The organism is Enterococcus ratti (assembly GCF_001886195.1).
GTDB classification, from domain to species: Bacteria; Bacillota; Bacilli; order Lactobacillales; family Enterococcaceae; genus Enterococcus_B; species Enterococcus_B ratti.
Map to the genome: position 1 here is coordinate 89,309 of NZ_JXLB01000003.1, position 23,846 is coordinate 113,154.

General features: G+C 33.5%; 18 protein-coding genes and 6 pseudogenes. 2 read left to right on the plus strand and 22 right to left on the minus strand.

Annotation, left to right across the window (positions count from 1 at the left end):
• Window positions 1-5 precede the first annotated feature (5 nt).
• Complete coding sequence (locus RV14_RS02130; protein ID WP_071854687.1) at window positions 6-1,028, plus strand: lanthionine synthetase LanC family protein; 1,023 nt, start codon at window positions 6-8, stop codon at window positions 1,026-1,028.
• A 429-nt stretch (window positions 1,029-1,457) separates the two neighbouring features.
• Here RV14_RS02130 and RV14_RS02135 read toward each other — a convergent pair.
• The 7 genes and pseudogenes from RV14_RS02135 to RV14_RS02165 form a co-directional block, all read right to left on the minus strand.
• A pseudogene (locus RV14_RS02135) lies at window positions 1,458-2,373 on the minus strand (conjugal transfer protein).
• 16 nt (window positions 2,374-2,389) lie between these two features.
• The gene (locus RV14_RS02140) at window positions 2,390-3,394 is read right to left on the minus strand and encodes a bifunctional lytic transglycosylase/C40 family peptidase (RefSeq protein ID WP_071854689.1); all 1,005 of its coding nucleotides are present in this window, start codon (window positions 3,392-3,394) and stop codon (window positions 2,390-2,392) included.
• Complete coding sequence (locus tag RV14_RS02145) at window positions 3,391-5,637, minus strand: CD3337/EF1877 family mobilome membrane protein (RefSeq protein WP_071854690.1); 2,247 nt, start codon at window positions 5,635-5,637, stop codon at window positions 3,391-3,393. Before RV14_RS02145 ends, RV14_RS02140 begins: the two co-directional genes overlap by 4 nt.
• Window positions 5,637-8,086, minus strand: a pseudogene (gene tcpF / locus RV14_RS02150) (conjugal transfer ATPase TcpF). The gene RV14_RS02145 and the pseudogene tcpF overlap by 1 nt, the downstream one beginning before the upstream one ends.
• Window positions 8,070-8,465, minus strand: a complete 396-nt coding sequence (locus tag RV14_RS02155) for a conjugal transfer protein (protein WP_071854691.1) — start codon at window positions 8,463-8,465, stop codon at window positions 8,070-8,072. The pseudogene tcpF and the gene RV14_RS02155 overlap by 17 nt, the downstream one beginning before the upstream one ends.
• Window positions 8,466-8,530: 65 nt before the next feature.
• The gene (locus RV14_RS02160; protein WP_071854692.1) at window positions 8,531-9,055 is read right to left on the minus strand and encodes a GNAT family N-acetyltransferase; all 525 of its coding nucleotides are present in this window, start codon (window positions 9,053-9,055) and stop codon (window positions 8,531-8,533) included.
• A 50-nt stretch (window positions 9,056-9,105) separates the two neighbouring features.
• Window positions 9,106-9,606: an antirestriction protein ArdA gene (locus tag RV14_RS02165; protein WP_071854693.1), complete on the minus strand. Its 501-nt coding sequence runs from the start codon at window positions 9,604-9,606 to the stop codon at window positions 9,106-9,108.
• 103 nt (window positions 9,607-9,709) lie between these two features.
• Here RV14_RS02165 and RV14_RS12160 point away from each other — a divergent pair, with 103 nt between their 5' ends.
• Window positions 9,710-9,886, plus strand: a complete 177-nt coding sequence (locus RV14_RS12160; RefSeq protein ID WP_167359829.1) for a hypothetical protein — start codon at window positions 9,710-9,712, stop codon at window positions 9,884-9,886.
• Between the two features lie 208 nt (window positions 9,887-10,094).
• On the opposite strand, the gene RV14_RS02170 is transcribed toward RV14_RS12160, so the two are convergent.
• The 15 genes and pseudogenes from RV14_RS02170 to RV14_RS02235 form a co-directional block, all read right to left on the minus strand.
• On the minus strand, window positions 10,095-10,316 hold the full coding sequence (locus RV14_RS02170; RefSeq protein WP_071854694.1) for a hypothetical protein: 222 nt from the start codon (window positions 10,314-10,316) through the stop codon (window positions 10,095-10,097).
• Entirely contained in the window at window positions 10,313-10,447 is a 135-nt protein-coding gene (locus RV14_RS02175; protein WP_071854695.1) for a DUF3789 domain-containing protein, read from the minus strand. Before RV14_RS02175 ends, RV14_RS02170 begins: the two co-directional genes overlap by 4 nt.
• Before the next feature lie 64 nt (window positions 10,448-10,511).
• A complete protein-coding gene (locus RV14_RS02180; RefSeq protein ID WP_071854696.1) occupies window positions 10,512-10,805 on the minus strand; it encodes a hypothetical protein in 294 nt (97 codons plus the stop codon).
• A pseudogene (locus tag RV14_RS02185) lies at window positions 10,802-11,419 on the minus strand (replication initiation factor domain-containing protein); the annotation flags it as partial. The gene RV14_RS02180 and the pseudogene RV14_RS02185, both read right to left, overlap by 4 nt.
• Window positions 11,359-11,877, minus strand: a complete 519-nt coding sequence (locus RV14_RS02190; RefSeq protein WP_071854697.1) for a Cys-Gln thioester bond-forming surface protein — start codon at window positions 11,875-11,877, stop codon at window positions 11,359-11,361. The pseudogene RV14_RS02185 and the gene RV14_RS02190, both read right to left, overlap by 61 nt.
• 356 nt (window positions 11,878-12,233) lie before the next feature.
• Window positions 12,234-14,222 carry a S8 family peptidase gene (locus RV14_RS02195; protein WP_245785437.1) on the minus strand — a complete coding sequence of 663 codons (1,989 nt, stop codon included), beginning with the start codon at window positions 14,220-14,222 and terminating at the stop codon, window positions 12,234-12,236.
• A gap of 518 nt (window positions 14,223-14,740) precedes the next feature.
• Window positions 14,741-15,700 carry an AAA family ATPase gene (locus RV14_RS02200; protein ID WP_071854698.1) on the minus strand — a complete coding sequence of 320 codons (960 nt, stop codon included), beginning with the start codon at window positions 15,698-15,700 and terminating at the stop codon, window positions 14,741-14,743.
• Window positions 15,701-16,205: 505 nt separating this feature from the next.
• Window positions 16,206-16,376, minus strand: a complete 171-nt coding sequence (locus RV14_RS12970; RefSeq protein WP_167359830.1) for a hypothetical protein — start codon at window positions 16,374-16,376, stop codon at window positions 16,206-16,208.
• 517 nt (window positions 16,377-16,893) lie between these two features.
• A complete protein-coding gene (locus tag RV14_RS02205) occupies window positions 16,894-18,114 on the minus strand; it encodes a TRAFs-binding domain-containing protein (RefSeq protein WP_071854699.1) in 1,221 nt (406 codons plus the stop codon).
• Window positions 18,115-18,553: 439 nt separating this feature from the next.
• A complete protein-coding gene (locus RV14_RS02210) occupies window positions 18,554-19,363 on the minus strand; it encodes a toll/interleukin-1 receptor domain-containing protein (protein WP_071854700.1) in 810 nt (269 codons plus the stop codon).
• Between the two features lie 917 nt (window positions 19,364-20,280).
• A pseudogene (gene ribH, locus RV14_RS02215) lies at window positions 20,281-20,726 on the minus strand (6,7-dimethyl-8-ribityllumazine synthase).
• Window positions 20,713-21,237: pseudogene (locus RV14_RS12890) on the minus strand (GTP cyclohydrolase II). Before RV14_RS12890 ends, ribH begins: the two co-directional pseudogenes overlap by 14 nt.
• A gap of 35 nt (window positions 21,238-21,272) precedes the next feature.
• Window positions 21,273-21,554, minus strand: a complete 282-nt coding sequence (locus RV14_RS12530; RefSeq protein ID WP_071854703.1) for a 3,4-dihydroxy-2-butanone-4-phosphate synthase — start codon at window positions 21,552-21,554, stop codon at window positions 21,273-21,275.
• A gap of 7 nt (window positions 21,555-21,561) precedes the next feature.
• A pseudogene (locus tag RV14_RS12975) lies at window positions 21,562-21,642 on the minus strand (Cof-type HAD-IIB family hydrolase); the annotation flags it as partial.
• Window positions 21,643-22,094: 452 nt separating this feature from the next.
• The gene (locus RV14_RS02235) at window positions 22,095-23,537 is read right to left on the minus strand and encodes an AcpB/EbpR/MafR family transcriptional regulator (RefSeq protein WP_071854704.1); all 1,443 of its coding nucleotides are present in this window, start codon (window positions 23,535-23,537) and stop codon (window positions 22,095-22,097) included.
• Between the last annotated feature and the right edge of the window lie 309 nt (window positions 23,538-23,846).

The following is a 23,846-nucleotide window of genomic DNA, read 5'->3' on the forward strand; positions in this document are numbered from 1 at the left end:
AAATGATGACCGATATTAGTTATGAATTCGAACAAATATGCCGTCAGTTGCTTTCAAAAAAAAGATTCACAGATTGGGGTTCAATTGCCTTATGTAGTGGTATTTTAGGAATTGATGAAGGCATAAGGAGAAGAATTTTGAACAAATTACTACTCAAACCAGAGGCCTATTTTTCTGGATTAGGGAGTTTTGAAAGGTTAGCTTTCTTAGGTTTTGTAAGCCTTGCAAATAAAGACATACTTTCAGACTTGGAAGAAAATGAAATTCATTCGAATATTTTAAAAACAATCGATAACAATATAATAACTAAAAAAAATTATACATTACAAGATTGTGAAGTAATTAACGGATTATCCGGAATTTTGTCGTATGCCATTAGTAGCCCTGACTCTATTCAAAAACATAGAACAGTTAAAAATATAATAATTAGACTTGAATCATCTATTTTAAAAGATTTTGTGAATTATGAGAAAGGTGAATTTAATTTAAGCATGTCTCATGGTTTAGCTGGAATCTTATCATCATTATGTATTTCAACTTTATCAGGATACAATTCACCGAACACTCATTATATAATAAAAAATCTTTCAGATTTCTTATGCTGCTTCAGTGGAGAAAAAATTCCTGCGAAAGTATCTAACAAAAAAGCTGTTTTCTTTCCTTTTAATCAATTTTCATGGTGTTATGGCTCTATTGGATTAAAAAGTGCATTAATTAATGCTAGTAAGGCTATTCAAACAGACTCGACTACATTTGTAAAAAATGATTTAATAAACTATATAAAATCATACCCTATTAATAGCATTGTTGATCCTTATTTTTGCCATGGAAAGGCATCTATAGATTACATGAATCTACTTTTAAAAACCGATAGTTATGTAACAAATAAAGAAAATTATAATTACGTTTTCAATGAACAAAAAAATTATTCTTTTTTAGATGGAATATGCTCTAAGTGGATTGTCAATTTTTGTATCGAGAAACAGAAGAGAAGTTTATTGTTCGAGAGAATCCTTCTGTTGAACTAGAACGAACGACAAAAAAACATTATCAAATGATTGAATTTTAAGTCAAAACAGATTATCAGTTACCTTATCACTCACTCATACAAATTGAACAAGAAGGTTTTAGGATTTTTGAAAACTCTAACAATGAAATAGAATTGAATTAGTAGGTTCATATTCATAATGCATCCTTATTTTTTATAGTCGCAAGTAAAACAACACATAAAGAAGATAATATTATATACATTTTAATCTTAAAACAAACAAATAATATTAATTAAAAAGTATAGGCAATCTACTATAGTAAAAAACCATCATAAAAACTTTTTTAGAGGTTAAATTATCAATAAATTTACAAACAATGAGTTTTTTCGTAAATTGATTGAAAAAATTTAAAATATCAAAACGATGATCAGAGTGGTCATCGTTTTGATATGAATGATGGTGTTGTTATTAATAGTTTCTTTGCTTTATGATCTTCCAATTATCTTGCTTCTTAAGAATTAGTTCATATTGTGCAAGATGTGTAGTCTTAGTTTCTTGATCTAAATATTTCACAGTCACCGCAATATTTATTTGTTTGCCTTTTTTAGAGTATATTGGGTTTATTAGTTCCGCAAATACATAATTCTTTTGTATGACTGACAAAGCATCATTACTGACATAATAAGCCAGCTCTCTTTCGGTTGCCGTTGGATAAAGCTTAAAGAATGTTTCAAGAAAACTATTGATCTCTGCTGTTTGACTGGCATCCACTGTACCATCACTTTCCACTTGCTTGGGCTGATAGTCCGATTTTTTCGGTTCACTATCCATGGTAGGGTTCTTCGTAATTACTAAATTACCGTTTTTATCCATATGCACCAATACATTGTATGTAGAAAGAAGGAGCGTTCTCTTTTCATTTTCAGTTAATTGTTGGGTCACTGAAAAGACAACACGAAAGTCCCGCTGCTTTTCTTGCGTCACTTGCCAAATTTGAACACGCTGAACGGTGGCGCTTGTGGGAATATCAGAACGCACCATTTCCAGATTGAGTTGTTGCAGCTCTTCGGTAAGGTAGTTCTTTAATTGCTCATTTCTACGATCAATGGCAGCTTGGTCTTGTTGCCACGTATAAAAATCCGTCGCAAAAGCCGCCACAAAGCTTTCAATCCGGTTCGTATCCACTAGCTTTGTTTCAATCACTTCTTTTTCATGAACCGTGTGCCGATCGATGGCTGTAAAATTCTTATAAATACCGAAACTGACACTGCCAATCAATACAACCCAAAAAACAAAAGAAAAGACCTACGTTAATCGTAGGTCTTTTCTTTTGTTTTTTGGGTTTCGATTGCTCTTTTGTTCGTTCAATTTTTATTTTTTTCATTTCATCTAATCCTCTCTTAATTAGGAATAATCCGACCTGCTCCAATCAAATGGGCTTGCCAATAACTGTCTGTTAAATCGGCATAGCCAATTGGATCGCCCGCGTTATACATCCGATTACTGTTAACAACTATACCTACGTGAGTGACATACGAACCGGCGTTATAGGTAGAATGGAAAAAGACTAAATCACCGGCTTTAGCTTCGGATAAAGGGATATGGGTGGTTGCGTCATATTGCGCTTGGGCTACGCGTGGGAGTTGAATGCCAGCTTTGGCGTAACACCATTGCACCAATCCAGAACAATCGAAACTAGTACTTGGTGAGGAACCGCCAAAGACATAAGGGAAGCCTTCATATTTTAGAGCTTCGTCCATAATGGTTTGTACCGTCTCATTATCAAAGTGGGCAGGGGTTAAGTATTGTTTTACCAGCAAAATATAAAATTGATTGCCATATGCATAGCGCCAGCCTCCATTGATGGGAATGGCAATTGGGTTTGGATAATCCACTTTTTTTCCACTCGATTTCTCCTTAGAAAAACTTTCTGCCAGTTCATAGGAATACTTTTTGCCATGACCAGCTACATAATTTAGAAACCCACCGCCATAGTTATAGCTTTGTATGGCTGAATCGGAATCACATCCAAGTTTTTCAGCAGTAGCTAATAACTCACTAAAATACTTGCAGCCTTGTTTAATAGAATCTTCGGTACTAAGGCTATTCGGCTCCAAGCCCAATGATTCACTACTTTGCATAACATCCACCGCAGTACCACCTGATTCCACTTGCATAATGGCTAAAATGGTATTCACGTATTCCTTAATTCCAAATTCCTTACAGTATTTTTCCACCATTGATTTATGTTTTAAGACTTCCGCTGACACGTTTAAACCACCAGATTCAAAATTTTTACTAGCCGTGCTATCCTCGGAATCTGCCGCAATCACCACAAAGAACAATAACAAGCTAAAGAACAACGAGCAGACGATACCCACAATAGCTATATAACGGGCTTTCATGGTTTTGTCCTCGGTTTGTTCTTTTGTCTCTTTTTCGTTTTATTTGTAGATTGTTTTTTCGTTACCGTTTGTTGCTTTTGTGATGATAGGTATTGTGTGTTGCTCATTGGAGCGTTATTTTTGGATACCGTGGTTGTTCTTTGTATGTTTGGTTCTGCTGGTGTAGGCGTCTTGTTTGTTGCAGGTCTTGGTAGCTTCGGTTCTGCTAGCGCTAGACGTTTTGCAGGTTCCGGTAAGGCGAACGGTTTTTTAGGTTCGACAGGATTAACAGTTGGTCTAAGATTTACGGAAGCTTTTGCCGTTTTATTTAGAACATTGCTTGGTTTCAGTACTGGTGCTAGGTTAGCTGGACTAGATGTCATGGGTCGCTTGTGTGCTGGGTTTATTGGTTGTTCTTTTGGCACAGTATTAACCGGTTGTTCTGGTTGCCGCCTTGCTTGTTTGGCTTTTTCCATCTCTAATCGTCGTTGGGCAATGATTGCTTGTCGCTGGTGTCGCTGCTGTTCTCGTTCGGTTTGCTTTTGCGTTCTGGTGTCATTTAGGGTTGATGAAAAATCAGTAGCATTCCGCACTAACTCACGTTGTCCTTGATAGAGGGCATATTTCGCATTGGTTGGTGCGTCTTTGATCGTGTCTTTTAGTTCGGTTGCCTTGTTGAATGCTCGATTTTTTATATCAAGCACATTGCCAACGGCTGCCCCTGTTTTTGCCCCAAGATTGTTCGATTTCGGTTTATTATCGGAATGATTCGGTTGGGTAGTTGTATTCCGGCTATTTTGATTCTCACGCTCATGGATCGCTGGATTGTTTTTTGGTTGTGTTCCGTTGATCGCAGCTTTCATTGTTGCTTGGCGGGCATTTCCATGCAGGACTTGCCGCATAGTACGTTGAAGTCGGCGACTTTGACGGGTCATAAACATACGCGGTCTTCTAAGTAGCTGCCTGCCCATGCCTTGGGAATCGTTGCTTTGTAAAGCAAACAAATTCATAATATCACCTAGCTTAAAATAAATGCCGGCAAAGGTAACAACCTGCAAAAACATGGTCATAAAGAAAGGTGCGGAACCAGCTAGTGAGTAAAGCATAGAAGAAATACTAAAGGCTACCGTGACCACTAAGGTTAAACCAGCGCGAGTCATGATCACATTAAATAATTTTGTAATGGCACGTTTCCCCATGCCATCAAAACTAGGGATCATACTTAATAGAAAACTAATGGGGAGGAACATGGCAAAAATGATAAAGAGCACTTGGGAAAAAATCATCATGCCAGTTAACAAGAAAACAAAAATAGAAATCCCAATATTAAACACAACTAAAAAGAAAACTGTGCCTAACCGATTTATGACTTTGGCAAGTGATAGATTGGCATTGTCTTGGTTTTCAATTTCATCAATGACTACTGTTTCACGGTCTTTGCCATTATTCGTATTAGGACTCACAGACAACAATTTTTCTGTTCTGGCTTCGTCTATATCCGTTGCCCCATACTGTAAAAGTAGCCATGGTTGTTTGACTTGGATCGCAAACAAACTATCCCGAATCATATCTACGCTGTCTTTGCCTTGACTACTGCTATTCGGTAAAACGATTTTGGTGCCAACTTCAAGGCTAGCAGTGCTGATGTCCTTAGAAAAATCATTGATCTTTTCAATATAACTCGGCGCATAAGCAATAAAGGATGCGGACAAAAGAAAGACTACCAAGAAATTCATAATGGCTTGAATAGCTTTTGTAGTTTCTCGTTTGATTAAGCCAGTATAAGTGACATAGATTCCTAGAACTAAAATAAAGAGCAACAGGAACCCAACATAAAAACCCGAACTGGAAAAACCATTTTGAGTGATCCCAGCAAGAGTCTGCATGTTTTTTCCAATCGCATTCGCAGTATCACTGATAAAATCTAACTGGTAAGCTTCTTGAATTAAGTAACCAGTGGCGTTGGATAAATACAAAGAGATTGTCCAGATGAAATTCGTAATGGCGTATAAACCATACATGACTGATTTTCCGAGCCCATCTGACCAATTCCACGGTAACCAGCCCCAAGAATTATCGACATAGAAATCGAGCTGATAGTTTTCCAGTCCATATTTGGAATACTCATTGGCGGTGTTGATGGTATCATCCACTAATCCAGCTGCATGGGCTGCTGTTCCAATACTGACAAGGATAAAAACAACTGTTGCAACTCCAATCACTGCTATAGTAGAGTAACGAACCACTTTTTCATGACGCTTCATTAGTCCACCTCTTTTCGGATTGGCGGACGTGTGTCAAAGGCGTGTAAGAGTTCTTCAAAGATCGGGTGGAACTGAACCACACCAACTCGACCATAAATATCAGACATTAAACATTGCCCGTTTTCTAAGTCACGTAGGCGCTTCTGATTGGTTTCATCTTCGGAATCAACGCCGAAAAATTCCAGCGTTTTCTTGATTTCCACTAAGTCAGTTGAGCGAAAGGCAAACTTCAACCCAATATTATTCTTCATTTTTTCATCTAGTAAATCTCCGGCATTTTGGGTAACAAAATAGACCCCCGCATTCATCGCTCGTCCAGCACGGACTAGCTTCATGGAGAGGGTCTTTCCTTGTGCAACTTGTAAGAAGCTCCATGCTTCGTCAAGGTCAACAATTTTAAAAATAGAACGGTCAGAGTGAATAAAGTCTAAGGCAAAGGTGCTAATCACGATCAACATGGCGACACTCAACAATTCCATTGTGGTATATTCTTCAAAACCAGTGTCTGAATCTGGTAAGACTAAATCGGCTACTTGAATAATATTCAACTGCTTTTCTAGACTGATCGATTGCTTCACAGTACCGTCACTAAAGAGTAATTGGGCAAAATCATAATCCACGAAGCTTTCGATATGATCGGCGATATTCTGACTAATCGGTGTGTTTTCTTCACGTAATTTGTCAATCACTCGTAATAAACCACGTTGCTTGCTTTGCGTTACTGCTCGAATCGCTTTTCTTAAAACTGGAAACTTTTCACTGTCACGGCTGGAGATACCAGTTAGGAACGTTAAAATATCAATCGCTAAACTTTCGGCATCTTTCTTGCGTTTTAAAATGACATAGGGATCAAGCAATCCCTTATTCTTTTCTTCGCTTGTTAAATTAACGATATTAATTTCATGGGCAATTTCCGGTAAAGTGTCTTTCCAATTCCCACGTTCGGCTTTTGGATCAACGATCACGGCTTGACCACCGAAGAGCACGGCATAGTAAACTAGCATATTATTAGAGAATGATTTTCCGCCGCCAAGGGAGCCAAGGAAAGCCGCCGCAAGGGCATTCGTCACAGAACCTTTCACACCTTGACTGGCAAGGTTTGGTTTTAGATACACATTTCGTCCAGTATCGAGATTATAGCCGACATAAATCCCTTCATTTTCCCCAAGCATTTGTGTCGCTCCAAAACCAAGTCCAGCCAAAAAATCCGAAGTCACATACTGAATATAATCATTGATATAGCGTTTAGAAGCTGGGATAAATTCGCCATGTAAGCCCAGCATATCACCAAACGGACGAACCAATTTAATACTCAAATCGTCGTAAAAGTCTTTGACTTCATCACAACGCCGTTTCAATTCGTCCAGGTCTTTCGCAGTCACACGTACCACATAACTCAATTTATACATGGCTTCTTTGCTTTGGTCTAAGGTTGCTTCTAGTTCATTGACTGATTCCAAGGCATCTACTACATTGGTGCTGGTTTCATTGTCACTTTCCCATGCGTGACTATCTAAGTCCTTAAGTTCCTTTTTCTTATTGCGAACCGTCGTCAAGGCTTTCTTGTTTGCTACAATTTCCACATTCATGCTGGTATCTATCGGAAAGGTAAATTGTTGTTGCTGGTAATAAAAGATTTCACTACTTGGAAAATCCAACTCACCAACAATTGAGTTAATGGTAAAGTAAGCAGCATAGGTAATACTGTCTTCATGTTCCAGCTTCAAGTAGCGCTGTTTTTCTTCGATGAGACAGCGTGTTGGTTTCAATAGATCGTATTTCTTTACGAGCACTTCTTTATCCCGATACCGCTTAGGCAAATGATAATCATACTCTTCAAAGGGGGTTCCTTGATTGCCATAAAGATGTTCAATGAGATAACCAAAATCATTTTTATCTAAGGCACGGGCTTTAAAGCGGCGAGAAATTTTACTCGCTAAAATTTTTTCCATTTTCGCAAAACGATCAATCTCTGCTTTAGGCATCGAAACAAAATCACCCATTAATTTGTGATTAACACCATTTAAGAAGTCTAAAAAAGCGGTTGTGATACTAGCCTGCACAGTTTTAAGGGAAAGTTCTTGTTCCGTCAAAAGTAGTTTAAAGCCAATAAAAAAGCGATAGTTTACTTGATTGTCACCAATCATAGAAACTAACGCTTCGGTTTGTTCATCTATTTTATTGTAGGTGATCTCTTTTAATCGTCCAGTGACCTCGGCTTTTGACCGTTCTTGTGTGGCTCGGATACTGGCTTCTGTCGCTAGTTGTAAAGCATGGATTTGCCGTCGCGATTCTGAGCGATTAACTGACGAAAGTTATCATGCACCTGGTATTTCTCATCCGGACTTAAAAAGCTGTAATTATAGGGAATCAGCTCATAGTAAGCAAAACATTCGCCGTCATGATTGAACACTAAATTGTCTTCAATATATTTAATTGGATACGCCATAATACATTTCACTCCTAACGATTGTAATGGCTTCATTTAGTTTCTGATTTTGTAGTTTCACTGTTTTTCCAGCATAAGTGACCTTGACACGAAGCCAATAACTGAGGATTGATTTTAAGAAACCATAAGGCTTTTTCCCATCAAATGTTTTTTGACTCATAAACCATGTCAGAGCTGCTGGTAGTCCTACGTATTTTAGTAATGCCCCGTCAATGAAAGACAGAGGTGGTACATTTCCAAAGAGGATCACCACCAGTAATGACACCACAAACCACGTCATTTGTGTAAAGGTAATGGGAAACGGCAACTGTAAATCATTGATGGCATAAAGTACTTTTTCTACAGACCAAATACTGGTATAACTTCTGATTTTTTTCATTTCATCATGTCCTTTCTCGAAAAATGAAAAAGAACAATCTATGTTATAGGATTGTTCCTTATCGATTATTTATCGCGATTAAAATGAGACTCTAGTTGCTTTTTCTTTTTGTATAGGTGATAGGTTAACTTCTCTATGTCTAATGATCTAGTTCTAATTGAAAAAAATCTATATTGCCATTTTCCGTTTTCCTTTATCAAAAGAGATGAGTATAATTTCAATGGATTAGTTATTTCACTTGAAGTATTTTTTAGATCAATTAAAAAATTTTTTTGAGGATACTCGGAAATAACAGTCAAAATTATTTTTGTCATAATATATGAGCTAATCCCTTTATTCCTAAATTCTGGGGAAATTGAAATATATCCAAATCTCAAATGTGTGTACTTAACTGAAGGAAAGCAATAACCCAAAATCTCCTCGTTAGGAAGACCATCATAATTTTTAAGTTTATAGGATTCTATTAATTCATCATCATCCACTTTAAAGCTAAACTCTAGAGCACCATTTTTATCTATCAATTCTACGATAGGATCTACAGTTGAATACCAATTTTCTGGAAAAAGTGAAACATACTCATCTGAAAACATACTTTTTTTATTAATAAAATCACCTCTTTTAAATTATAAAAGACTCCATACTAATTATAGTACTCGAATACGCCGTGAGAAGTCACTAAAAAATTACCTTCAATTTCCATATCACGTCCTAGAGATTGATAGTCAATATAGTTTTGTAGGGCTGCTGGTACTTCTCCAAGTGCGCCTGTTTCTTCAATGTAATAAGCAGCCACATCTTCCATAGAATCACAATCGGTATAACAAATGATATCGTCGGTGTGTTCCAACAATTCTTCTACAGAATTGAACCACATACCTTGAATTTCACTTAGTTCATCATAGATCGGTGTGCCTTCTATTTCTTCGATCATTTCACATAGGCGGTTAATTTCACTGATTGGTGTGTATTCGCTAATCTCAAAAGGGAGTTCATAATCATGAATGGCATATTCTTCGTATTCTTCATTTAAGCCGATTCGTTCTGACATGTCTTCATAATCAATGGGAGGTGTAAACCAAGCACCAATTAGTTCGCCTTCGTTATACTTGCCTAAATTAGCAATATAAACTTGCATTTCCATTTAAAAACCCTCCTTATTTTAAATTATCCTCAAAAAAAATTATCTTGTTACTTAATCAATGGGTGTATAATTAGTTATAACAATTAAAAATGGAGGTTAAATAATGAATAAATCAAATCGTTTGTTTTTCTTTGCGCTTCTTTTGTTTATTTTAAGCCGCAGGTCACTTGTTCCATTTTCAGGGAATTTCATAGATTTTGTTTCTGGTATGACAACAGGACTATTAATTGTTGCCACACTTTATCGACTCACTCATAAGACTTCTTTAAAAGCGAACTAATAATTTTAAAAATGAAAGATTTTTTCGGGCAAAAATATCAACGAGTTTGTAAAAAAAGGATATTGCTTTGTCACAGTGATACCTGAAAAGCTTGCAACCACTGATCTAGTATTTGAAAAAGAAAGAGCTTAACAAAGGCTCTTTCTTTCTACTTTTTAAGTGTTAAACCTCGAGATTAGTACTTTAATCTAATCATCAAGAATATCTATTAAGCCCCAATAATTCGATTGAATAAGTTGAGTAACACATCTTTCACGCCACCTGCATTAAAGACCAAACCAACCGCAATCAGTGCAATAATCACAAAATCAATGAGTTTAGAAAACTCACGTTTAAAACCTAAGTACAAGCCAATCACTACGATTGCTAGCAATACCAGTGATTGGGCATTACTTAAAAACCAGTTATATAAATTTTGTCCAAAATTCATTCTTCATTCCTCCGTTTCATCTGAGTCATTTGTTCGTCTGCTTGTTTGCTGACTTGAAATAAGCACATGATTGTTATGCCGATGGCGACACCAAGTCCAATCAGTAAGAATCGATTAAACACTAACCACATCAATAAGAATCCTCCTTTCATTAAAAAAAGCGACCTCTGATACTTGAAGTCACGGTATATCCTGCTATTTAAATGGTGCTTGTTTTTCTAAATAGTGTTTGCGGTTTTTCAAATACTGCTTCACACGCCTTAACAATTGTGGGGCTGTTAGCTTTTCACCATATACAGTAACGTTGTTTAAACCATGTGGGTAAAAGGTCTGTTTGTAAAAATCATAGCGATAGAGCGATTCATTTTCTGCACGACTTCCTTCAATGATCAACATCGTATATGCTCCGGTATTCTGACTATAGACAATCATTTCTATTCCACAAAGAAAGCCGAGAGCGGCAAGTTCTTCCGTTAAACGGCTACTCATAGAATCACATCTTCACGGGTTAAATACTGTTGTTCGATCAGTTTTTCATGCTTTTCGGTTAGCTTAGCTTCATGGATCAATTCAGATAAGATGGCTGTTTGATTTAATTGGTCGATTGTGCCGATCATTTTCAGCGTTGGGGCGACTTGATGACGCAACCAGTTTAGCGTGCGCTCAAACGTATACGGCTCTGGTTCAGTCGTTAAACGCAGGGTACCGCGATCTTTGCCGATAAAAAATGCCCATTGTTGGTTCATTGACCAAGCACTACGACGCTTATTTTCGTCTCTATCGACAAAACGAATATAGCGATTGATAATTTCAAAGGCAGTTTTTTCGACATCTTGACGGGTCAATAAATCAATGACCGCATGACTTGCTCGTTCGTTTTTCAAGCGAATCTCAAAGCGGTTTTTAACTTCTGCCTTTTCTAAGGGAATATTATTTTTAGCGTATTGCTCGTAGTCTTTTTCATAAATGCAGAAGTACACTTCTGATTTTAATGAACCCACATATAGGGTATTGCCCATGTCCGCCTTTTCGTCACGGTGGACTAATTCACCACTGCGATAGTATTTAAAGCTGCGAAAAAGCGAGATACATTCTTCGCTTTGACGGTCACCGTTTGACCATTCCAAGAAGGTAAAGTGTCATGCCGATTCACTAATGCCATGATTTCTGCTTTACGTTGTTGATAATTTGGGATTGTTGTGGTTTGGAGTTGATCACCTAATTCTTCCCAAATCATGGCTTGCGTGACGGCATAATCGTAGTGACTTTGACTAGTCATTGTATACCCGTAATAAGCAATTTTTGAAAGCTTATCTTTTTTGGCATTGATATACGTTTCCGGCGTATAGCCTTCGCCGCCATTCGCTACGATGCCAGATTCAATACAGAAAACCTTTTTTCCGTCCATTTTCAGCACGTAGATGTTATGAGTCATGGCATAGCCAGTGTTAGGGCTAATCCCCGTGTAATAATAATTGGTCGGCTCATCTAGGCTTAATGAACTGGCAAAGGTAGGAATTGAGGAAGTAAAAAGGGTGCTGATAAAAGTCACGCAGACCATCAGCACCCTTAAGGATCTATTAGAATGTTCGTTTTTGATTTCATATCATTTTCCTTTCATTTCATTAAGAAAGACGCTCATATGAATGAACGCCTTTCTATGAATATTAAGTTTTTGAAGATAAAAATTGATCTTTTTTAAATACAGTGTATGGGCAAATACATAGAACTACTCTATAGAATATTCCTTTAGTGCTGTACCCATTTACCAGAGCATGAGCACGTGTATTTTTTGAAAGAAAAAAACTTCCTCATAAAATAGAAATGGCTCAAATTAAAGATTTTGGCGAAGAACTATTTCATTTTATAGTGTTTTTATCCTTTTCATACAGCACCAAATGCTATTAAATCAACTCATCAAGTTGTAATATCTACGGTAATTTCTTGTTTGATTTGAGTAACAATTGGCGTATAGAGGTCTATATTTGTTTCTGGCGTTTCTATAGAAACAACTAAAGAATAATTCATCTTTTGATTGTATTTTTTAAGATAGTCTCTCTCACGCCACCAGCCTATAACAGGATATACTGCTATATAATTTGCGTCACATAGGTCTATGGCTGATACTGAGCAAAAATCAGAATGAATTGAACCAACATCTCTATTATTAGTGCCAAGATGCCAGTTGCGACTACTGCCATCGCCATTATCTTTAGGGTCTTCCCCACGCATTTTTGTGTTCACTCTCTTTTTAAAATCATCTAAAGTCTCATTACTATTTATAACATCAAATCTTAGACCCGCTGAGGGATATCTATATCTATTTTTCCAACCTATTTCACCAGGTCCAGGTTCAATGAAATATGAAAGAGTCACTTTTATTTTTGCATCTATTTCACCCAAAGATTTTAAAACTTCTTTTGGCCATGGAATTTCATGGATATGCATTTCATTCATACTCTTTTTTGTAAATGGCTGTATTTTCTCCTGAATAATTAAATTAACAGAATTATTAGCACACTCTATAGCTTTTTGTAAATTAGGAATTCCGTAACCACAGGTGCGAAGAAGTTGCCGTCTTCCTTTACTTTTTTTATCTTCTTTACAGAACTGTTCAATCATTTTAGGAGTCCAGCTTGCAGAATGTATGAGCAATGCTCTAACAGTTTCAGGCCATATATTAGGATATTCATTATATAATTGAGAAGCCATCCAAGAAGCTTGCGCTGTTGCTGAACTTGTTCCCCAAATAGTAGATAAGGGTTTGTTTAGAAAATCTCGATTTGTTGTAAGTGTAGACAAATCTTCACATATATCATAATCAAACCCGTTAGTTATCATGTTTCCTCCATCAAGAACAATCTCTGGTTTAATTGGCCAGTCTTTTTTCCAACTGAGAGAAGTTGAACTGTACGGAGAAAGCTCTCCCACATCAGCAACTGGAATGTATTCGGAAAAATCAGCTGAATCAATTTCAACAGAATCACAATACGCACCTACGGTTATGGCATTCCACGATTGTCCTGGATTTTCTACCCCACGTATAGTATTTATATCTGGATATGGAGAATTCATTAGTTCAAGGGGATGTACGTTTCCTCCACTGATCAAAAAGAGACGTCTATTTCCATTTCCTTCTGCACCAGAGGTTAAGCTATCTATTGCCGCTGACCATGAGGTGGGGCTACCGTCATCTGTATTATACTCAGAAGTTGTAATTGCCATACAAAGGACTCTTGATGCATCTGGATTTTCAATTTCCGCTAATAATACAGCGTTCTCAGTAATGGCACCATATAATTCTTTTGCATTTTCTCCATGTGTAGGTAAAATTTTCACAGATTCGATTTTATGATTTATCATTATTGGATCATTTGAAACAAATTTTTCTTTGAGGTCATTATATAAAGCTACTCCAGCCATTTCTGTACCATGACCATCATGATCATAACTGCCCCAACTACTATCTACAGCCTGAATAGAATTTTCTGATAAAATGGCAGGAGACAAAAGTGGGTGCTTTGAAGCCAGCCCTGTGTCTAATACACATACTGTAACTTTGCTATCAATAAAAGATGTCCTATCAATCAAGTCATCCACCCACTCTTGTTGTTCCACCCCAGACATACTATTGAAGAAATTTATTTTTTCGGGAGATCTTCTAAACTCAGCAATGTAATCACAACTTGAAAGTAAGGATTGAAGTTGTGCCTTATTAGCATAAATTAGTTTAATAATTCTCTCTGGAAAAACTATCTCATTTTCGCCAATAAGAATACCTATGTTTTCACAACAAGATATCAAGTTTTCAACGGAATTTTTTTTGTTATTATTATAATTTTCTTCGTTAGAGACACCTTCATATCGAAGCCAGACTTCACACCATTTTGCTTCTTCTTTCGGCATGCTTTCTAAATCACCTATCCAAAAAGAATCCAAAATAGCTAGAGAAACATCTTCAATACTACTAACCAAATCGTTATTTTTAGGTTTTCCCGATTTCGTTGTCTCATTAATATAGTCATTGAATCTATCAATAAAAAAGGTTTCATTTCCTTCCGGAACATATACAGTAGCCTTAATTATTTTCTTATCTTCTTCTCCTTCTTCGGATGAAAGTTGCTCTTGAACATTAAGTAGCCTTATTCCTTTTGTTCTGTTTTCTAATTTTTGTAAAGCTAAATCGTAGCCAGTAGCGCTCGTGAATTGTAAATATGTTCCAGAACGATATTTAATTGCAGCTGTTTGTTTTTGAACATTTGATCTTTCATAAGCAGCTTTTAATTTTTACTGAATAAATTCTCCATGACTTTTAAAATTTGGACGCTGAGGTATACTCAGACCGCCCATTCGTTTTGGACTAACATAGTCAAACGTAGAATTTGTGTTATTCAAAAAAATATTCTTTTTTCCAATCGCCAACTTTACGCCTCCTTAGTAGAATAAATTTTAAGTCTTTCATTTACTAAATTGATTAGATGAGTTTCAGTAATTATTTCATCTTTCAGAATAGATTCTTTTATTGCGTCGTCACAAATCCTTAATAATTCTGCTTGGCTTAAATTTAAAGAAGAAACGATAAGTTTTTTCGAGATTCTAAAATTTTTCTGATAAATAGATAACTTATATTTATAAATTTTTTGAATCTCATCAGCGGTTGGAAGTGAATAATGTAGTACATCATCAAATCTACGAAATAGAGCTTGATCCAGTAATTTTTGATTGTTTGTAGCTGCAATAATTATACTTTCAGAAGTATCTTGCTCTATAAATTGTAAAAATGAATTTAAAATCCTTCTCATTTCTCCAACTTCATTATCAAGACTTCTATCTGCTCCAATTGCATCAAATTCATCGAAAAAATAAACCCCGGTATTGTTTTCAATAGACTCAAATACTTGTCTTAGCTTAGTGCTAGTTTCTCCCATAAACTTAGTTACTAATTTGTCAACTTGTATTGTATAGAGGGGAATGTCTAGCTCCGCAGCAATTATTGAAGCTGTAAAAGTTTTTCCTGTTCCAGGAGGTCCTTCTATTAGTATTTTCCTTCTATTATCTAAACCATAGTTTCTCAATTTGTTTTTGTTTCTATACTCGGATAATATTCTAGTAATTCGTTCTTTGATTTCATCAGATACTATTAAGTCAGTTAGCTTCCTATCAGGAAACGTCATGTGCAGCATCGGATTTTTTTGATTCAGTGAAACAACATTTGAACGAGATATTTTAGGTTTATCAATTAACTTCTTTAAATCACGGGCAAGGGTTGTATGGTTCTTTTTTGCTTCGTATGCTGCAATTTGTAGCACAGCAGTTTTGAACTTCTCATCATTTCCATCTAAATGAGCTTTAATCAAATTCTTTATTTGATCGGCAGTCGCCATAACCATTCCCTCCCTTAACTTGAACTTTATGTCACCAACTTAATTGTATTATCATAAGAAATCAAAGTCAAACTATACTTTTTAACTTGATTAGAAGGTTCAAAGCAACGGGAAAAAGTAGAAACTATCTTATTTGATTTTAGTGTAGTTTTTAGTTCAAATCACATTGCTTATACATTATTAATTTCAAATAGATTTCTGAATAAAAAGACGTCCAAAATCTGAACGTCTTCCTAAGAATATCGAAATCTAGAATTTTGTTTTTAATAGAAATGCTGATCCAGATGTAATGCCATTGCACCGTTTTTGCACTTTTTTCTTTTTATTTTGTGTTTTATATGGTTTTATCTAATTTTAAATCCCTTAATTTTACTGCATTTTGATTTATACTCTGCACTCTGAAAAAAGAGTGGGAATAATAAAAAACAGCCAACAAACGTTGTTAAATCAATGTTTTTGGGCTGTTTATTTTTTCATTATCACACTTTTATCACAGTTATTCCTTTTATTTCTTATATTGATTTTTAACATCTTTTACTAGGCTCTCTTCTGGTAAGTCAATCTTTATATAATTATTTAAAGATTCCGCAACTGTAAAATTCGTGTTGGGATATAAATGCCCATAAGTGCCTAAAGTGGCTTGAATATCCTCATGTCCTAAGCGATCCTTTACCAATAAGTATTCATCTCCCTACTAATAAAGAGCAAAGCACGAAAATGTCTCAAACCGTGTATTCGAATTATATGAACACCAGCAATGGCTGCATCTTTCATATTTTTATTTTCTTTATAAGTAAAAATATCTAAATATTAGGCACAATTGATATTTTCTATCATTTTAACTCACTTTTATTTATTTTTTTAGTACAAACAAATCATTAACGTTGATTTGGTGTTTTTTCTGGTCATTTTTTACAAATTTTTTTCTTTAGTTAAATCCTTGACTGATATCTAAGAATTTATTCAAACTTTTTCCAAAAAATTAATTTTTCCTCATGATGTTTCCACATGCAAAAATTATATCAATTCACACAAGTATATACGTGCTTTTTAATTTCATCTAATTATTTATTATATGCCAACACGACTACTTGCATTAATATGACAGAACTAGTACAAAAATAAACAACTAGATAAGATAGGAAAAAAGCGTACCTTTTCTACCTATGAAATAATTCACCTTATACTGAAATTTAATTCATTTTTATTCTTTTAAGCTCCTCTATTGTTCTTCTGTAAGTATTCTTTTCCCAATTGGCTTCTATCCTATCAAAAAAATTTTTTTGATGTTTCTTATAATTTTCTTGATTATTTAAATAGAAATAAGCTATAGAAAGTGTTGCGTACATCCAATAATCTTTCTCTTCTTCCAATAAACTTGTTTCTATGATAGAAATAACTTCTGAATATACTTTTTCACTTTCATATTGCAAATATCTCTTTGTTTCCTTTGTAATGTTTTGTTGCTCTGTTTTTAAAACTAAGCAGTTGGCATAGTTCTCTCCATTGTAATAATCTTGTTTAATAACGTATCCTTTCTTATAAAGTTTTATCGCCTCGTCCAAATAATCAAAATTATGATTTAATCTATAGAGATTTTTGTATATCGCTCCTGTAATCCCTAAAGTTTCTAAATCTAGAGATTTTTGTGGGTTTAATTCTTTAATGACATCTAAACCATTTTCTAAAGCTTTTGTTTCATTCGGTGATTTTGATTTATACATTGATAACGCCAATTGTTGGACAACATATTCATTATTAGGCAGTACTTGTCTTAATTTTTGCCACCTTGAGATAGCTTTCTTGAAGTTACCTACTTTCATATACTCTCTTGCTGCATTTAACAATTTCGTAATAGTCTCATTACTTTCTTTTGCATTTTGAATAAACTTATTATACTCTTCTTCACTAATTTTTGGAGGTTCTGTCTTTGGTAAATAAGTATATAACGGGCTATCTACTATATTCTCTTCACTTGATTTTATAAAATTTTTTAGGTTACTTTTTATTTTATTTGCTTCATTCTCGTCTAATTCTTCTCCGATCTCTTCATATGTAAGGTAGCGCAAATGCTCTAAATCAAAAGGAATTTTATTATCATTTTGAACCATCATAATAGTTGAAAAAGGTCTAACGGCATGACGTACCCCTAATTCATAAATAGCGTTAGGATTGAGCGTCGTTAAATCAGCAATAACTAAGTCAGCATTTAATAATAAAGCATACATACTCACATCGATAATTGAAGAGCCAGCTATTTCATCTGCTCTGATTAATTTATATTCTGACAACTCTTCTTCAAATAACGGCTTTATAACTTTAATATATATCCTATCTAAATCAATTTCTTTGGAATTTTGATAATCCATCTTTTTTCCAAATCCCATCGCAACAAAGCATACTTTCTGTTTCATTTCTATCCTCCACATAGTTATTTCACATAATTTCAATAGCATTATTAGTCCGATTAACTCCAATTAACCAAAACATTCGCATTATTGGCAATTTTTAGAGGCATTCGTTCGCTTCCCAAGTTTTTACCCCACTTATCGGATCCAATCTCATTACTTCCTCTATTCATAGTCGATCATTTATTCTCGTTAGTATACATCCTTACAGCTACAAGAAATGCATAGCAACCACTAATTTTTCTTGTTAGTTTTCTTTTAAATAATTCCCTACCCATCAAAAAATCAAAGGAACAATCTTCCCATATCGAGTAATTCGATCACCTAAATAATGAACTAGCCTCAAGTCATTTTTTAATCATGTCATAATACTTTTGATAGCTCCAAAATGACTAATTACTAAACCTATAATCTTTTAAATAAGGCATCTTTGCATCATTTTCATTCAAATTAAATTTATGAAATCTGGATAAACATACACATTTCTAAAATTATAGTTTCCATACTTTTCAACTTCAAAGTCAGTTATCGCTTTCACTTTGAATTTTACTCTTGATCCAATGGTTATATCCTGAGCAATCGGAATAAATCTATAATATAGTTGTAACCAGTGACTTTCTTCTGCATGAAAACTTTCTCCCGTCGGAATTAAAATATCAATCTTACAAAAAATATAGTCTGTATATTTAATAATGTCAGTTATAGAAGCTACATAAGTAGCATTTGACGGAGTTAATTTTCTTAACAACTCACAGCTTTTTTCAACTTCGTCATATAAAACTTCAACAGGCACATCTACTTTCATTTTTAAAGATAATTCTTTGACAAATTCTCGCAATCCTTCTTTGCAACTGTTATCACCATTTAAAACAATGCCCATTTTTTTTTGATTAATGCAACAATCCATAAATGCTTTTAAATTTCTATCAAATCCCGGTATAAAAAACATATAATATTCATTTTTCGTCACCCATGAAGCCCCCATCTCATTAAGACAAACTACGCTCTTAAAATAGGATTCTGAAAGCAAAAATAAAACAATGTTACTTTTCTCAATTCTGTCTCCTAAATAATCATAAATATTTTCTCCAATAGGGATTTTATTTTTTTCATGGGACGTATAAACTATATCTGAATTAAGAATCCCAATAGATACCATTAATTCTCTTAAAACATTTCCATATTGTTTATCTACAGAATTGTGACTCAAAAATATCGATTGTTTTTTCTGTGGAGTGAATATATTTCGAAACATTGACAACCTGCCTTTCTTTTATCCCATTTTTTATTCATATTATAACATACAGCTAGTTTCTTTACACTAACATAAAGAAACTAGTTATTCCCTTTGAACCATTTAAAGAAAGATTCTATAGACAAGTATAAGGAATACTTTTTTGTTTATTGACTAAAAATTATTTCTATTTTATCCATACTTAAAATATAAGAAACAGCTTTATACCAACATTGAATCCTTATTTTTACCCATCATTTTATATAACAAAATTTAATGTTTTTTTCAATTAAAAAAGGAAGCTCTAAATGTTACCTATCATTCATTAAATCGATCCTTTTAAACAGCTACATTTTTAAATAACAAAAAAAGATGGTTCTCTATCTTTTCATTTCTTTGATTCATAATTTGCCTTGATTCCTGAAAAAAGTTATTCACTGAATTAACATAATTTTTACGTATACATCCCCATTTTACTTAAAATTTCTTTTTTTAAGAAAAAATTCACCAGATTTTTAGACGTTACCCTCCGATTTAAAAAGAGGCTTCAATATGATCCATCATCTAGTTTCTAACTAGACTATTATTCAAAGTAAGTTAGCACATTTATGTAAAATAAATCTTAATTTATACCATCCAACAAATACAAACGACACTTATAAATATCGTTACTTATAAAAAAGGTGCACGTTCTATTTTCTTCTCTAAATAAAAATCACTCCATTATTAACAGCTAGACTTAATATATTCAATACTTTTTAACTATTTTGAACTACAACACTTACGATAAATATTTGTTCAATAGAAATATTTTTAATAGATCGCACTCATTTTAATTCCTTCTAACACAGCATCTTAATTTATTGAAAAGAAAAAAACAATAACTAAAAAAAGACGCTACATCAAAGGAAAACCTTTTTGCTAACGTCTTTCATTTGCTACAAAAGAGACACCATTTCTATTAATCCTTGTACCGCTTCACTCCCTTTATTTCCAGCTTTTGTCCTGATCTTTTTATTGCTTGTATTGCTTGTTCAATGGTTTCAGTAGTTAAACAGGAATATCTGATTTAAGATTAATATGTGCCACTCCTTTTGCTACTTCATTTGTTACTAACTCATAATGAGTAGTAGCGCCTCTAATAACAGTACCTAAAGTAAGTAAGCCATCATACTTTTTTCCTGCTACTAATTTTTTGTAATAATAGGAATTTCAAAAGCTCCCGATACCCAATAAATATCAAGTTGCTCTTCATTTATTCCAAGCCTTGCTAAATTATCTATTATTCCTTGCAATAATTTTTGATTAATAAATTCATTAAATCGAGCAATAATAACTCTATACGAGTATCCTTTAAACAATAATTCCCTTCAAAAATTGTCATCTTTTGCTCTCTTTTTATACTGATAAATAATGATAAAACTTATTTTTTTAATCTTTAAATATCCTTGATTTTCTTTTTGAGGAGACGTTTCTATTGGTATACGTTCGACTGCATCAATTCCAACTTGTTGTAGGTCACTTATTTTTTCTGGATTATTTGTCATTAGACGAATGATTGTTGCACCAATTGGCTTTAAAATATCTGCTGTAAATTGATAGTTGCGTTCATCTGAAGAAAATCCTAATTCTACGTTAGCTTGATATGGGTCCAATCCTTATTCTTGAAGTTGACAAGCTTTTAACTTATTTCTTAAGCCTATCCCTCGGCCCCTCTTCACATAGATAAAGAACGGCTCCAAAACCTACCTTCTTCTTCTCTTTTTCATTGCTTCATAGAGCTGCTCCCCGCAATCACACCGTTAAGAACCGAACACGTCACCAATCAAACATTCAGAATGAATACGAACCAACAAAGGGTGTGAATTATTACAAATATCACCTTTTGCTAACAATAAATATTCAAGTTTTTTTCATTTTCATAAATTGACTATTTGAACTCACCATAACTTGTCGGTAAATTAACCGTTGGATGACTATTTTCTTTTAAAAATTCTACTAATTCATCAATAGTAATTAAGAGAAGTTGCCATTGTTTAGATAACTTTGTTAGGTCAGGCATTCTAGCCATAGTACCATCTTTATAAAGAATTTTGCAGATATAAGCAGCTTCTACGCTGTTCACTAGTTTTGCTAAATCTATCACCGCTTCTGTATTATGAGTGGTCATTTCTTCTAAAGATAATAGAGTCTTCAACTTGTAAAAAATCATCTACCTATTCGAGCTTGTGATAGTAAATGTTTGTTAATTTCAAAAATTCATCACTTACAGTTCTTCGTTCACAATAACCACTTCTCAGAAATGTTCCATCCATATCTACTGCAACTAACTTAATATTATAAGGATTTTCCACCATTTTATTTTTTTTCATTCTTTTTTGTTATATTATCATCATAAATAAAAAAAACGCTTCCTAAGATATTTTAACATGTACATATAAAGGTTAAACTGAACACTGTATTATTGAATAAGTAAATTCTAAAACATCATGGATTCATTTCTCTTGCAAGATTAAGGACTTTTTTACCCAAGGGATATATAAAGTTGCATAAAAAGAGTTTGTTTAACTAGCTTTTTCTTTTATGAAAAAGGGCAAAAAATTCATTCATCTTTTCAAGTTATGATTACTTAATGACTTAAAAAAATGCAAACGAAACGATCACCATTGCAGAATCGATTTCATTTACATGCTTTTTTATTAACTTTATTTTATGTATTATTTTCGTATCTTTACTATCCAAATAATGTTTTTTATGTTGTCTTCTTTGATTGCTGATAAAAAAAGATTAAGTTTTGGATTTCTCTTGTTTTAGGATAAATTGAAATCCCAAACGTTGGTATATTGAATTGACTAGTTAACATCGTATTCGACACAATACAATCATACTTTTCTTTATGAATCATTTGTTCTGTAACTAGCGGTGTATGGGTTACTACAAAACGATAACGTCCTCCTAAATATAACTCAAGATTTTCAACAATATAATTCGCATATTCTTTCGAATTCGTTACAATTAAAGCTCTCACTTGTTTACTCATTTCAATTTTTTTTAGCAAAGCAGGCCAACAAACCAATACCAAAGCGATTAACTTACGAATAAATTCATCATTTTTCATTCGTTTCACCAAATTTTCTAGATGTTTATTTTTTAACTCTTTTTTCAAGCCCATTTGGATAACTTCTATTTCTGGAAGAATTTGTTTTAAAAATTGATGGTGTTTATCATATAAAATAAATGATAATTTTTCCATATAGTCATTATCATTCATTACTTTATAGAGAACTTCTTGTCGATCTTCGCACACCATTTGATATTTGGTTTCCAAATAATCAATTAATACACAAGCTATTTCTATTAACCAACTTTTCTTTTGTCGATTATTCTTTTCTGGCTTTAAAATAGAGCGGATAAACGGCTGTTCAAAAAGAAAATTTACTAAATATTTTTCATTTTCTTCATCAATTTTATTGGAAGAAAAATTTATTTTTTCATTTGATTCAACAGATAATGTTTTTTTATGTTCTTTTTCTTTAAATAATTTTTCATTTTCTAATTGATAAAGTTTTGTTGCAATAAAAAATAATAGTTGCTTATGTTTTCGGTGATCAAGAACCGTTGTAACTTCTTGAAAACTATTTTTTCGTATGTATTCTGAGAGCAACCAGCGACTTTTTTGACAAATCTCTTTGTTGAATGCTTCTTCTAAACAAACATGCTTTTCTAATAACAGATGAATTGTTAACTTTTCAATCATTTGCTTTTCTCCTGTTAATCGAATTAAACCTCGAATTCTTAAATGGTATGGTTTCAAAGCAAAATTAATTCGATTAACCATTCGCCGTAGTGTACTTTCTGAAATAAATAATTTTTCTGCCAATTCTAAGTAATTTGTGTATTTATTTAATACGATTGATTCTAAAAAATGATATTCAATCGCCTCATTCATAATAATTCGATAAATGTATTCTTCCGTCACATGAGGAGCAATTTCTGCAAATATTCCATTTTCTCGATCCGTATGAATTTTAATTTCTTTTGCATAAGAATCGATATCCATTAAATCATTTCTTAGTGTTTTTGAAGAACAATTTAATCGATGTTCTAAATCTTGAAAGCGATAAGTTTCCCCTTCAAAAAGCAACTCTAACAGAAGTAATTGTCGTTTCATTTTTTTCGATAAAATATCTAACATTTACTTCCTCCCCTCTTTTTATCTAACCACAAAAAAAAGCACGTCAAATAACTTTTATCTAGTTAAATACTTCTACTATTCATTTTAAAGAAGTTTTTTTGTTTCTTAGAATCTTTTTTTCAAAAATCTGTAAAAATGAGTATGAAAAATACTAGAATGAGAAATTATTAATTCTTACTTACTTTATATAAACTACTCTCTGTAATGAAAGAATATCTCTTTTAAATACTTACTTTCACTAAAATTAATTAGTTTAAAAATATAATATTTTAACATTAAAAATAACTAAAATAATATCCTAAAAAAAAT